Here is a 13,237-nt window from a genome sequence, read left to right on the forward strand (position 1 = left end):
CCCGCGAGCGCCGCGACCCGCATCCGGCGGGCCGCGCGCCGCCCCATCGGCGGGGGCATCAATCCGGCGGCGGCGCGCACGCCCTTGCCCGGCCTGGCGTCAGAACGCCACGTTGTCGCCGCCCTTCAGGCCCAGCTTGGCGCGCGTATCGGCGGGCGTGGCCACTTCCAGGTTGAGCGCCTCCAGGATGGTGCGGATGCGCTCGACCTGCGAGCGGTTCGACTCGGCCAGTTGGCCCGGCCCGATCCACAGCGAATCCTCCAGCCCCACCCGCACGTTCGAGCCCATGGCCGCGCCGATGGTGGCCAGCGGCATCTGGTTGCGGCCGGCGCCCAGGATCGACCATTCGTATTCGTTGCCGAACAGGCGGTCGGCGGTGCGCTTCATGTGCATCAGGTCTTCGGGGTGCGGGCCGATGCCGCCCAGGATGCCGAACACCGACTGGATGAACGGCGGCGACTTCACCAGGCCGCGGTCGACGAAATGCGCCAGGTTGTACAGGTGGCTGATGTCGTAGCACTCGAACTCGAAGCGGGTGCCGTTGGCGTTGCCCAGCTCCAGGATCGACTCGATGTCCTGGTAGGTGTTGCGGAAGATCAGCGAACGGCTGTTCTCCAGGTGCTCGCGCTCCCACTCATGCTTGAAGTCCTGGAAGCGGCCCAGCATCGGGAACAGGCCGAAGTTCATCGAGCCCATGTTCAGCGACGCCAGCTCCGGCTTGAAGGTGGTGGCCGGCCGCATGCGCTCCTGCACCGTCATGTGCGGGCTGCCGCCGGTGGTGATGTTGATGATGGCGTCGGTCTCGGCCTTGATGCGCTTGAGGAACGGCTCGAACAGCGCCGGGTCCTGCGACGGCTTGCCGGTCTCGGGATCGCGCGCGTGCAGGTGCAGCACGGCGGCGCCGGCGCGGGCCGCGCCGATGGCGGCCTCGGCGATCTCGTCGGCCGTCACCGGCAGGTGCGGCGACATGCTGGGGGTATGGATGGCGCCCGTCACGGCGCAGGTGATCACGACCTTCTGTTTCGGCTTAGCCATTTTCGTCTCCGTTGTCTTGCTGTTGCTTGTGGCGCATCAGGCGCATCAGTTGTTCGTCGCGCCAGTAGCGGCGCGTCGTCAGGTCTTCGGCGGGCAGCAGGCCGCGCCGCTCGGCCGCCAGGGCCTCGACCAGCGCGCCGTCCCAGGGCACGGGTTCGCGCTGGCTGGCGCCGATGGATTGGTACAGCCCGCCGTAGCGCGCGCAGTAGTCGGCAAGGCCGCCGGGCGCGTTCAGGTCGATGGTCTCGAACGGCCCCATGAACGACCAGCGCAGGCCCAGGCCGTCCTTGACCGTGGTGTCGATGTCCTCGGCGCTGGCGATGCCGGCGGCGGCCAGGCGGAAGGCCTCGTGCAGCAGCGCGCCCTGCAGGCGGTTGAGGATGAAGCCCTCGATCTCGCGCCGCATCGTCACCGGCTTCTGGCCGATATCCAGCATGATGTCGCGCGCCGCCTGCATGGCGGCCTCGCTGGTCCAGGGCGCCGGGCACAGCTCCACCACCGGGATCAGGTACGGCGGATTGACCGGATGCGCCACCAGGCAGCGCGCCCGGCCGGGCAGGTCTTCGGTGAATTCGCTGGCGGGAATGCTGGACGTGGAACTGCCGATGATGGCGTCGGGATCGGCCGCCGCGTCCAGTCGCGCGAACAGCTCGCGCTTCAGATCCCGCCGCTCGGGCGAGTTCTCCTGGATGTAGCGGGCGCCGGCCAGCGCCTCGGGCAGGCTGGCGGCCACTTCGATGCGGGCGGCGGCCGCCGCCGCGTCGCGCAGCAGGCCGTGCGCCTGCAATGCATCGAGCTGGCGCCGGATCAGCGCGCCGGCCTCGGCCAGCATGGCGGCGTCGACGTCGTACAGCCGCACCTGCCAGCCCTGGCGCGCGAACACGATGGCCCAGGCCTGGCCGATCAGGCCGGTGCCGATGATGGCGGCATGGCGCCGCCGCGGATCGGCCGCCATCAGTAGAGCTTCTGCGTGAAGCCGTCCACCACGATGGCCTGCCCCGTGACGCTGCGGGCGGCCTCGCTGGCGTTGAACAGCACCATGTTGGCGATGTCGCGCGCGGTGACCATGCGGCCCAGCGCCGCCTGGTTCTCGTAGAGCGCGGCGATTTCCTCGACCGGCTTGTCCAGCGTCCTGGCCTTGGCCTCGATCACGGCGCGGATGCGCGGCCCTTCGACCGCGCCCGGCAGGATGGCGTTGACGCGGATGCCGTGGCCGCCCAGCTCGATCGCCAGCGACTTGGTGAAGCCGATCACCGCCCACTTGGACGCCGAATAGACCGAGCGCCCGGCAAAGCCCAGGTGGCCCGCGGCCGAAGACAGGTTGATCATGACGCCGGCGCGCGACTGCTTGAGCAGCGGGATGGCCTGGCGCGCGCACAGGAACTGGCCGGTGATGTTGACCGCCAGGGTGCGGTCCCAGTCGGCCTTGGACAAGGTCTCGACGAAACCGGTGGGGCCGGCCACGCCGGCGTTGTTGACCAGGATGTCCAGGCCGCCCAACTGCTGGCGCACGGCGTCGAACAGGGCCGCCACGCTATCTTCGTCCGACACGTCGGCATGCACCGCGCGCACGCCGGGCAATTCGGCCGGCAGCGCCGCCAGCCGCTCGCGGTTGACATCGCACACCAGCACCGACGCCCCGGCCCGGTGGAACACCTGGGCCATTTCCAGACCCAGCCCATCGGCGCCGGCGGTGATGAGTACTTTTTTTCCGGCGAAATCCACTTCCTCGAACATGCTCTTTGTCTCCTGGATTCTTATGCTCGAACGCCTTTTGAACATATAGGATATATGATTTAAAGGGGAATTTTCTTGCCATCAGAGCAGCCATGAAAAGGTCCGAGAAACAGCGCCCGGACAGCGGAATTTGACCTGCCACGCAGGCGAAAACCGCCCGCAAACGCTTTATTCATGCGGCTTGAGGGAAATCCCCGATTCAGCCGGCCAAGTCCGGCACTAGAATCCAGGACGAGGTTCTCACACCCCGCCGGCGCATATATCATATATTCAAAAACAGACGGACGACTCAGACAACAGTCCGCATCCAAACCCACAAAGGAGCGTAGACAGTGTTCAAGATCAAACAATTCGCCATCGCGCTGGGCCTGTGCGGCGTCATGGCCAGCGGCACCGCGGCGGCCGACATCAAGGTGGGCGCCCTCTTCCCGTTCAGCGGCGCGCTGGCGTTGCTGGGGCAGGAGAGCTATCGCGGCCTGGAACTGGCCGTCAACGAAATCAATGCCGCCGGCGGGATCAACGGCGAGAAGATCCAGATCATCAAGGCCGACGCGGTCGATCCGACCCAGGCGGTGTCCGAGACCAAGCGATTGATCTCATCGAACGTGGTCGGCGTGTTCGGCAGCTACGCCTCGGGCATCTCGTACGCGGCCTCGCCCGTGACCGAGCTGGCCGGCGTGCCCTACTTCGAGCTGGGCGCCACCGCCCACAAGATCACCACGCGCGGCTACAAGTACCTGTTCCGCAGCAACCCCAACACCGCGCTATACGGCGTGTCGGTGGTCAACGCGCTGCACGACATCATCGGGCCGGGCATGGGCCTGAACCCGAAGGAAGTGCGCATCGGCATCATCCACGAGGACGGCCCCTACGGCACCGACGTGGCCGCCACCGAGAAAAAGCGCGCCCAGGAACTGGGCTACACCGTGGCCGAGGTGCTGCCCTATTCGGCCAAGACGGTCGACCTGTCCTCGCTGATCCTGCGCCTGAAGGGCGCCAAGGTCGACGTGGTGCTGCAGACCGCCTACCAGAACGACGCCATCCTGTACTTCAGCCAGGCGCGCGCCGCCGGCTTCAAGCCCAAGGTGGTGATCGGCGCCGGCGGCGGCTATTCGCTGGCCGACACCGCCAAGGCCGTGGGCGCCGACATGAACGGCGTGTTCGACCTGGACTTCCCGCAGGCGTCCATCAATCCGGCCGGCGCGCCCGGCCTGGACAAGTTCCTGGAAGCCTACAAGACCACCTACAAGAGCGACCCGCAGTCCGGCCACAGCCTGACCAACTATGTCGGCGCCAAGGCCTTCTTCGAAGCCATCGCCAACGCCAAGTCGACCGACAAGGACAAGATCCGCGCGGCCGTGCTGGCGTACAAGAAGCCGGCCGGCCAGACCGCCAACGGCTGGGCCTTCGACTTCGGCGAGGACGGCCAGAACAACGCCTCGACCTTCTACGTGATGCAGTGGCAGGATGGCAAGCTGGTCACCATCGCGCCTGACAACCTCGCGCTGGGCAAGCCCGTCTTCAAGAAATAGAACGCCGGGGCCGCCATCGGGCAGGCCCGGCACGGCAAGCCAGCAAACCGGACGCTCGGGGGCGTCCGGCGTTTCACTGGGGCCCGCGGCCCCGGCCCCGCCGGCGACGGCGCGCGGCCGGGACGCGCCCCGTTCCAAGAGGTTGCACCATGGATATCTTCATTCAACTGGTCATCAACGGCCTGTTGCTGGGCGGCGCCTACACCATCATCAGCCTGGGGCTGACGCTGATCTTCGGCGTGGTCCGCGTCGTCAACTTCGCGCATGGCGAATTCCTGATGATCGGCATGTACGCGGTCTACCTGATCGCGGCGCAGTTCGGCGTGCACCCGTACATCGGCCTGGTGCCGGTGGCGGTCATCCTGTTCGCGCTGGGCGCGCTGACGCAGAAGGGCATCATCCAGCCGCTGCTCAACGCCGACCAGCACATCCAGATCTTCGCCACGGTGGGCGTGTCCACCATCCTGCTGAACCTGGCGCTGGTGATCTTCGGCGCCAACGTGTTCCGCGCCCCGGTGCAGCTGGGCACCAGCACCCTGGACGTCGGCAACTACTCCATGGTCACCGGCCAGCTGGTGACCTTCGTGGTCGGCCTGAGCCTGGCCGTGCTGCTGCACCTGTTCATGCACCGCACCTACCTGGGCCGCGCGCTGCGGGCGGTGGCGCAGCACCGCTACGCCGCCACGCTGATGGGGGTGAACGTCAACAACGTCTACGCCATCGCCTTCGGCCTGGGCACCGCCTTCGTCGGCATCGCCGCGGGCCTCCTGGCGCCGCAGTATCCGGTGTTCCCGACGGTGGGCACGTACTTCGTGCTGACCGCCTTCGTGATCGTGGTGCTGGGCGGCCTGGGCAGCCTGTACGGCGCGGTGGCCGGCTCCATGATCATCGGCATCGTCGATACGCTGGCCGGCTACTACATCGCCCCCGACCTCAAAGAGGTCGTCTATTTCGGGATCTTCCTCTTGATCCTTGTCCTGCGTCCGACCGGCCTGTTCGGCGTCGGCACAGAGTGATCAGAGCCACAAGGAGCGAGACGTGTTTCCCGACTTTCGAAGCCCCAAAGCCTACGTCAGCCTGATTCTGCTGATCGTCATGTTCATCGTGCCCGTCGTCACGGGCACGCCGTTCTGGACCAACCTGTTCGTCCTGCTGTTCGTCTTTTCCGCGCTGTCGGTGGCCTGGAACATCGTCGGCGGCTACGCCGGCCAGTTGTCGCTGGGCCATGCGGTGTTCTACGGCATCGGCGGCTACACCGCCACCCTGCTGACGCAGAACTTCGGCATCTCGCCGTGGTTCGGCATGCTGGCGGGCGCGGCCATCTCGGCGGCCGTGGCCATCATCATCAGCTATCCCACGCTGCGGCTGCGCGGGCCGTTCTTCGCGCTGGCCACCATCGCCATCCTGGAAGTGGTGCGGCTGCTGGTGATCCACGAGGAAAGCTGGACCGGCGGCTCCAGCGGCATCAGCCTGCCGCTGAACATCGGCTGGGCCTGGATCGTGTTCCGCGAGAAGATCAACTACGTGATCATCGCCTTCGGCCTGTTCCTGCTGGTGACCTGGGTGTCCTGGTACATCCGCAAGTCGCGCATCGGCCATTACCTGATCGCCATCCGCGAGCGCGAGGACGCGGCGCTGGCGGTGGGCATCCACACGGTGCGCGTCAAGATCATCGCCGCGGTGGTGTCGGCCATGCTGACCAGCGTGATCGGCACCTTCCACATCACCTACCTGACCTTCGTCGATCCCAGTTCGGCATTCTCGCTGGAACTGTCGATCCAGGTGGCGATGTTCGCGCTGATCGGCGGCCTGGGCACGGTGGCCGGCCCCATCGCCGGCACTTTCCTGGTGCTGCCGATCGCCGAGCTGGCGCGCGGCTGGCTGTCCAGCGTGGGCAACGGCATGCACGGGCTGATCTACGGCCTGATCCTGGTGGCGGTGGTGCTGACCATCCCGCGCGGCCTGGCCGGCGCTTTCGGTCCGGCCATCGAGCGCGCCCTGGCGCGGCTGCCCTACCTGGGCACGCCGCGCGCCCGGCGCCAACTGGTCGAACCGGCCCGTCCGACCGACGCGGCGCGGCGCGAGCAGCCGGTGCTCAAGGCCGAGAACCTGTTCAAGAGCTTCGGCGGCCTGCGCGCCACCAACGACGTGTCGCTGACGCTGAACCAGTACGAGATCCTGGGCATGATCGGCCCCAACGGTGCCGGCAAGACCACGGTGTTCAACCTGCTGTCCGGCTTCCTGTCGCCCGACAAGGGCGCGGTGTCGATGATCGACGCCAAGGGCAACTGGGTCTCGTGCAGCACGCCGGACGAGTTCGCGCACCAGGGCCTGGGCCGCACCTTCCAGATCGCCAAGCCGTTCACCGGCCTGACGGTATTGGAGAACATCATGCTGGGCGCCTTCATCCGCACCGCCGACCGCGAGGAGGCCGAGCAGATCGCGCTCAAGGTGGCCGAGGAAACCGACCTGCTCAAGTACCTGAACACCGAGGCCCGCAGCCTGACGGTGGGCGGCATGAAGCGGCTGGAGATCGCCCGCGCGCTGGCGATCCGGCCGCGCATCCTGCTGCTGGACGAGGTGATGGCGGGGCTGAACCCCACCGACATCGAGAAGTCGATCAAGATGATCCGCCGCATCCGCGATTCGGGCGTGTCGGTGCTGCTGATCGAGCACATGATGCAGGCCACCATGGCGCTGTCTGACCGCATCATCGTGCTGAACGAAGGCGCGGTGCTGGTGAGCGGCGCGCCCAAGGACGTGGTCGAGAACCCCGCCGTCATCGAGGCCTATTTGGGCAAGGAGTACCAGGATGCTTAAGGTTTCGGATCTGTCGTCGGGCTACGGCAAGAGCCAGGTGCTCAACGGCCTGAACTTCGAGGTCAATGCCGGCGAGATCGTGACGCTGATCGGCGCCAACGGCGCCGGCAAGACCACCACCCTGAAGACGCTGTGCGGCGTGGTTCCCGCCACCGCCGGCCGGGTCGAGTTCGAGGGCCGCGACCTGACCAACCGCACGCCCTACGACATCGTCGACGCCGGGATCACCATGATTCCCGAAGGCCGCCAGTTGTTCCCGCACTTCACGGTGCGCGACAACCTGCTGATGGGCTCGTACAAGCGCGCCGCCCGCCCCATCGTGCAGCGCAAGCTGGAGGAAGTGCTGCGGATCTTCCCGCGGGTGCGCGAGCGCCTGGGGCAGTACGCCGGCTCGCTGTCCGGCGGCGAGCAGCAGATGGTGGCGATCGCGCGCGGCATGATGGCCGACCCCAAGCTGCTGGTGTTCGACGAGCCCTCGCTGGGCCTGTCGCCGCTGCTGGTGCAGCAGATGTTCGACATCATCCGCGACGTCACCTCCCACGGCGTCACGGTGCTGCTGGTGGAGCAGAACGTGTTCCGCACCCTGCGCTTGGCCGACCGCGGCTACGTGCTGGAGAACGGCGCCATCGTGCGCACCGGCACCGGCGCCGAGCTGCTGGCCGATCCCCATGTCAAGAAGGCCTATCTGGGCCACTGAAATCCGAAGGACCGCATTCATGTCTCTACGCTGCACATTCATCGACCACGGCACCGGCGGCGCGCCCGATTGCCTGCGCCTGGCCGAACGCGAGATGGCCGCGCCCGCCGGCCGCCAGGTGCTGATCGAGGTGGCCTACGCCGGCGTCAACCGCCCCGACGTGCTGCAACGCTCGGGCTCGTATCCGCCGCCGCCCGGCGCCTCGCCCTACCTGGGACTGGAGGTCGCCGGCACCATCGTCGCCGTCGGTCCCGACGCCACGCGCTGGCAGGTTGGCGACCAGGTCTGCGCGCTGACGCCCGGCGGCGGCTACGCGCAGTACTGCCTGGCCGACGAGCGTCACTGCCTGCCGGTGCCGCGCGGCCTGGACCTGCTGTCCGCCGCCGCCATCCCGGAGAACTACTTCACCGTCTGGACCAACGTGTTCGAACGCGCCCGCCTTGCGGCCGGCGAGAAGTTCCTGGTGCACGGCGGCTCCAGCGGCATCGGCCTGACCGCGATCCAGCTGGCGCGCGCCTTCGGCGCCGAGGTCTGGACCACGGTGGGCAACCAGGAAAAGGCCGAGGCCTGCCTGAAGGCCGGCGCGCAGCACGCGCTGATCTACCGCGACACCGACTTCGAGGCCGACATCCGCCAGGCCACCGGCGGCCAGGGCGTGGACGTGATCCTGGACATGGTCGGCGGCGCCTATATCAACAAGAACCTCCGCCTGCTGGCGGTGAATGGCCGGCTGGTGCAGATCGCCTTCCTGGAAGGCAGCAAGGCCGAAATCGACGCCCTGCCCATCATGACCAAGCGACTGTCGTTCACCGGCTCCACCCTGCGTCCGCGTTCCGACGAAGACAAAGGCGCCATCGCCCAGGCGCTGGCCGACAAGGTGCTGCCGCTGATGGAACAGGGGCGCTGCCTGCCGCTGATCCACCAGGTGTTCCCGCTGGAAGAAGCGGCCCAGGCCCACGCGCTGATGGAAAGCAGCCGGCACATCGGCAAGATCATGTTGAAGGTGCGGGCATGAGCGCGCGCTTCCAGGATCAGGTCATCATCGTCACCGGCGCCGTCGGCGGCATCGGTTCGGCCATCGTCGAGGGCTTCCTGGCCGAAGGCGGCAAGGTCGGGCTGATCGACTTCAATTCGCAGGGCGGCCAGGCCTACGAGAAGGAACTGAAAAAGCGCGACCATGCCGTGACCTTCGTGCACGCCGACGTCTCGCACTTCGACCAGTGCCAGGCTGCGTATGACCGCATCACCCGCGACCTCGGCCCGGCCACCATCCTGGTCAACAACGTCGGCATCTCGCCCAAGACCGACGGCCGCGCGCTGAAGGTGTGGGAGATGACGCCGGGCGAATGGGACAAGGTGGTGGCGGTCAACCTGAACAGCGTGTTCTACATGACCCACCTGGCCACGCCGCACATGGTGCGCCAGCGCCAGGGGCGCGTGATCAACATGTCGTCGGTGGCGGGCAAGGCCTATTGCGACATCGTCGCCGCGCACTACGCCGCCACCAAGGCGGCGCTGCTGGGGCTGACGCGCCACTGGGCCGCGGAACTGGGCGAGCACGATGTCACCGTCAATGGCCTGGCGCCGGGGCGCATCAGCACGCCGTTGTTGAAGAGCGTGCCCAAGGAGATCAACGACGCCGTGGCCGAGGTTACCGCGCTGCGCCGGCTCGGCACGCCCGAGGAAGTGGCCGACGCCTGCCTGTTCTTCGCCTCGGACCAGGCGCGGTTCGTGACCGGGCAGGTGCTGGACGTGGCGGGCGGCTGGTTGATGACCTGACCGTGCACGGCCGGCCCGCGTCCTGGCGGGCGAGCCGCGGCGCGGCGGACTTCGTGCGAACCCGCGCGAACGCCGCGAGGGTAGGCGGACAGGCGCGCATCACATACCCGATCGCGATGCCCGCCCGGCAGCGGGCGGGATGGCGATCAGAAGTCCATGCTGGCGCTCAACGAGAAGGTGCGCGGGCCGCCCAGCACCAGGTAACCGTTGCCCGGGTAGCCGCCCACCGAGGCCCAGTAGTTGCGGTTGGCGATGTTCTCGACGCGGGCGCGCAGCGTCACCACGTGGCCGTCCACGTCCATCATGTAGCGCAGGCCGGCATCGAAGCGGGTCCAGCCGGGCACCTTGAGGGTGTTGGCGTCATCCGCGTAGGAGGCGCCGGTGTAGACCACGCGGCCGTCCACGGCCAGGCCCTGCACGCCGGGGATGTCCCATTCCGCGCCCAGGTTGGCCTGGAAGCGCGGCACGCCGATGACGCGGTTGCCGTCGATGGCGGTATTGCCGGTGGAACGCTGCTTGGCGTCCAGGAAGGTCAGGCCGCCCAACACGCGCACGCGGTCGATCGGCTCGCCAAACACGGTCAGCTCGATGCCCTGGTGGCGGTCCTTGCCGGAGGCGGTGAACCGATTGGACGCGTCGTAGGCCGCGCGCGGCTTGTCGGTGGAGAACAGCGCCAGGCCCGCGCCCAGGCCGCCGCCGTCGTACTTGACGCCGATTTCCTTTTGCTTGGAAACGTAAGGCTGCAGGCTCTCGCCTACGTTTGGCACGGGTTTGCCATTAGCGATTGCAGGTGCCGTATCGCCAGCGACGAGTGCCTCAATATAGTTGGCGTATAGCGATACGCTAGGAGTTACCTTGAACACAATGCCTGCCGCTGGCGAGTTGCGACTAGCACTGTACGCGGACGTCTCACTACCAGTCACATAGTCATAGCCCCGAGAAACCAAGCGTTGATGTCGGATACCTAGCGTCAGTAGCACCTTATCGTCCACAAAGGACAGCGTATCGCCCAATGCATAGCTGCTAGTCTGCACACGTCCGGTCAGCAGAGGGGAATCCAAGTCTCCGCCTTTGGTCTGAAACGCACCAAAGCTCGGTCGATCGTAAGAGATCGGGCTGTAAATGTTGGTCGCAAAGCTCCCAGAGTAATCGTAGGCATTTTTCTTCTTGAGCTGAAAGAATGCAGCGGACGCAACGATTTCATGACCAATTGAGCCAGTGCGCAGCTTCGCCCGCAGCCCCAACTCCCCAGTATCGACCGAATCTTTGCGCGTGTTATCAAAACGATAAAAGCTAGCATCGCCGGTACGACCGTTATTAACAGTCACGTTAGCCAACGAATTCGCTTCATCGCTCCGACGCAGGCCGTAAGCCGCCCAGCCAGTAAGCTTGTCGCTGAAGTCATGCTCAGCGCGAAACGTACTGAACACGTCGCGCTCGTTTGAATAGGACCACGGTTGCGCGTAATTGGAACTGGCATCCGGTGCGTCAGGCACATGCGTTACGCCAGCGGCCAGCGTCACGTTCGGACGCGCGCGCTTGAGCTTGTTCTCCTGCCAGCCGATATCCGCCGACAACCGCGTGTCGGCCGAACGCCAGTCCAGGCCCAGCGACACCAGGCTGGTGCGCGAGTGCTCGTCGTCGATGGCGGTGTCGCCGCTGCGGTTGGCCACGTTCAGGCGGATGCCGGTGCTGTCGCCAGGGCCGAAGCGGCGCGCGATGTCGGTGGAGACCGAGAACTGGCCGCCGCTGGAGATGCCGGTGGTGAAACGCGTGAGCGGATCGTTCGGGGCGCGCTTGGGCACCAGGTTGACCGTGCCGCCAATGCCGTCGCCGCCGGGCGAGGCACCCGTCAGGAAGGTCGACGCGCCGCGCAGCACTTCGACGCGCTCGAACAGTTCCGTGGCGATGTACTGGCGCGGCAGCAGGCTGTACAGGCCGTTGTAGGCCACATCATCCGAGCTGAGGATGAAGCCGCGGATGAAGTACGACTCCTGGAAATTGCCGAAGCCGCGCGCCACGCGCACGCCCGGATCGTTCTGCAGCACGTCGCCGACGCTGCGCGCCTGCTTGTCCTGGATCAGCTCGTTGGTGTAGCTGGTGATGCTGAACGGCGTGCTCATGATGTCCTGCGTACCCAGCACGCCGACGCGGCCGCCGCGGGCCACCTGGCCGCCCGCGTAGGGCTGGGCCAGGCCGCCGGCCGACGCGTCGGCGCTGGCCTCGACCTTGATCGCTTCCATCGAAACGACGGAGCCGTCGGCGGCGGGCGCGGCGGATTGGGCGTGGACCAGCGCGGTGTACGGCAGGGCCGCAACCACGCATGCAAGAGTTCGTATTTTCATATCGGGAATCGGTAGGCGGGCGCTTCGCGGGAAGCGGGGATCGCAACAATCCCGATGGGGGTCACGCGGGATAACGGCTTGCCACTCGAACGGCCGCAGCGCCAGCCATGCCGGTCTTGTGGAGTCCGTTCACAAAGGGAGATTGAGATCGTGCGGGGTTGATTCTATATAAAACGAAATCATTCTCATTGCGTCCCTTAATATAGATGACAGCTTTGTTGCCCGTTTACAACGATTGGTTTCCGATAACCGTCCGCGACGCCCGCTTGCGCCCGGTCCGCGGGGTCTCGTCAACCCGGCAGGTCCGCCGCGTCGCGCAGTCGGCCGAATTCCCCGGCTTCGTAGGCCGCCATGGTCTGTCCGAGGGCCCGCGCGTCCGCCATGACCAACGGCCCGCGCTGGATCACGGGCTCGTCGATGGCCCGCCCCGCCACCAGCAGGAAGTGGCCCGGCGCTCCGGCGGCCAGCAATTGCAGCAGCCCATCGCGATCCGCCGTGGCCGTCAGCGCCGCCCCCGGCGGCAGGATGGCAAAGTCGGGATCGGCGGGGCGCCTGTCCGCCACCGCCCCCCGGCCGCGCGGCCGGAACGGCGCCATCGGGCGCGTCCCGAGATCCGCCGGCGGGCGCGCCGGCGCCGTGATCTGGTGGCGGGCCCGCACCCCCAGTTCGCCGTGGACCGCGTATAGCCAGGCGTTCCAGCCGGCCGGCAGCATCACCAGCCGCGACGCTCCCGGGCGCAGCCAGCCATCCAGGATCAACAACGGCTCGGGGGTGGCCAGCGGCGCCTCCCAGCCATCGTAGCGGCCCGACACCACCCGCACGCGGCCGGCGTCACCCTGCAGGACCGGCATCTCCCAGGCGCGCAGCAGCGAGGCCTCGGGCGGCAGCGACTTGAGCCGCTGCGGCAGGTTGACGTACAACCGCACCCCGTTCAGGCGCGACTCTCCCACGGGCTGCTGGTCGTGAATCACGCCGTGTCCGGCCACGGTCCAATGCAGGTCGCCGGCCCGGATCTCATGGTCGTTGTCCAGGCTGTCGCGGCTGCGCAGGGCGCCGTGGCTGTCTTCCAGCAACAGCGTCACGGCCGACATGCCGGCGTGAGGGTGCGGCGCGAAGCTGGGGCCGGTCATAACGAAATGCTCCGCCAGCACCAGCGGCGACATGCCGCGCGGAAAATCGGGTTGGCGGAATTGCCGGAACGAACAGGCGTCGCCCGCGGGCTCGAACGGTTTGGCCACGGGCGGACTGAGGCGGATGGTCAAGGAGCTGCTGCCTGGATTTTTGGGTGGCGC

General features: G+C 67.2%; 11 protein-coding genes. 6 read left to right on the plus strand and 5 right to left on the minus strand.

Annotated elements, in window-relative coordinates:
* Nucleotides 1–99: 99 nt before the first annotated feature.
* Genes kce through HV742_RS24085 form a run of 3 tightly spaced genes read right to left on the minus strand, consistent with a single transcriptional unit; the run spans nucleotide 100 to nucleotide 2,772 of the window.
* The gene (kce, locus tag HV742_RS24075) at nucleotides 100–1,035 is read right to left on the minus strand and encodes a 3,5-dioxohexanoate:acetyl-CoA acetone transferase (protein WP_054417316.1); all 936 of its coding nucleotides are present in this window, start codon (nucleotides 1,033–1,035) and stop codon (nucleotides 100–102) included.
* Nucleotides 1,028–1,990: a 3-hydroxyacyl-CoA dehydrogenase gene (locus HV742_RS24080; protein WP_175146573.1), complete on the minus strand. Its 963-nt coding sequence runs from the start codon at nucleotides 1,988–1,990 to the stop codon at nucleotides 1,028–1,030. Before HV742_RS24080 ends, kce begins: the two co-directional genes overlap by 8 nt.
* Nucleotides 1,990–2,772: an SDR family oxidoreductase gene (locus HV742_RS24085; RefSeq protein WP_026383327.1), complete on the minus strand. Its 783-nt coding sequence runs from the start codon at nucleotides 2,770–2,772 to the stop codon at nucleotides 1,990–1,992. Before HV742_RS24085 ends, HV742_RS24080 begins: the two co-directional genes overlap by 1 nt.
* A gap of 380 nt (nucleotides 2,773–3,152) precedes the next feature.
* Here HV742_RS24085 and HV742_RS24090 point away from each other — a divergent pair, with 380 nt between their 5' ends.
* The 6 genes from HV742_RS24090 (at nucleotide 3,153) to HV742_RS24115 (ending at nucleotide 9,600) form a co-directional block, all read left to right on the plus strand.
* Nucleotides 3,153–4,304, plus strand: a complete 1,152-nt coding sequence (locus HV742_RS24090) for an ABC transporter substrate-binding protein (protein WP_211485570.1) — start codon at nucleotides 3,153–3,155, stop codon at nucleotides 4,302–4,304.
* A gap of 149 nt (nucleotides 4,305–4,453) precedes the next feature.
* Complete coding sequence (locus HV742_RS24095) at nucleotides 4,454–5,320, plus strand: branched-chain amino acid ABC transporter permease (protein ID WP_006387153.1); 867 nt, start codon at nucleotides 4,454–4,456, stop codon at nucleotides 5,318–5,320.
* 22 nt (nucleotides 5,321–5,342) lie between these two features.
* Nucleotides 5,343–7,124, plus strand: a complete 1,782-nt coding sequence (locus HV742_RS24100; RefSeq protein WP_175146574.1) for a branched-chain amino acid ABC transporter ATP-binding protein/permease — start codon at nucleotides 5,343–5,345, stop codon at nucleotides 7,122–7,124.
* Nucleotides 7,117–7,821: an ABC transporter ATP-binding protein gene (locus HV742_RS24105; RefSeq protein WP_049073023.1), complete on the plus strand. Its 705-nt coding sequence runs from the start codon at nucleotides 7,117–7,119 to the stop codon at nucleotides 7,819–7,821. Before HV742_RS24100 ends, HV742_RS24105 begins: the two co-directional genes overlap by 8 nt.
* A 19-nt stretch (nucleotides 7,822–7,840) precedes the next feature.
* The gene (locus HV742_RS24110) at nucleotides 7,841–8,836 is read left to right on the plus strand and encodes an NAD(P)H-quinone oxidoreductase (RefSeq protein ID WP_169536192.1); all 996 of its coding nucleotides are present in this window, start codon (nucleotides 7,841–7,843) and stop codon (nucleotides 8,834–8,836) included.
* A complete protein-coding gene (locus HV742_RS24115; protein ID WP_175146575.1) occupies nucleotides 8,833–9,600 on the plus strand; it encodes an SDR family oxidoreductase in 768 nt (255 codons plus the stop codon). Before HV742_RS24110 ends, HV742_RS24115 begins: the two co-directional genes overlap by 4 nt.
* Before the next feature lie 146 nt (nucleotides 9,601–9,746).
* Here HV742_RS24115 and HV742_RS24120 read toward each other — a convergent pair whose 3' ends face one another.
* Nucleotides 9,747–11,945, minus strand: a complete 2,199-nt coding sequence (locus tag HV742_RS24120; protein WP_175146576.1) for a TonB-dependent receptor — start codon at nucleotides 11,943–11,945, stop codon at nucleotides 9,747–9,749.
* Nucleotides 11,946–12,235: 290 nt separating this feature from the next.
* Nucleotides 12,236–13,207, minus strand: coding sequence for a pirin family protein (locus HV742_RS24125; RefSeq protein WP_175146577.1), 972 nt, complete (start codon nucleotides 13,205–13,207; stop codon nucleotides 12,236–12,238).
* Nucleotides 13,208–13,237: the final 30 nt, after the last annotated feature.

The sequence above is a fragment of the Achromobacter ruhlandii genome (assembly GCF_902859695.1).
Classification (GTDB): Bacteria; Pseudomonadota; Gammaproteobacteria; order Burkholderiales; family Burkholderiaceae_B; genus Achromobacter; species Achromobacter ruhlandii.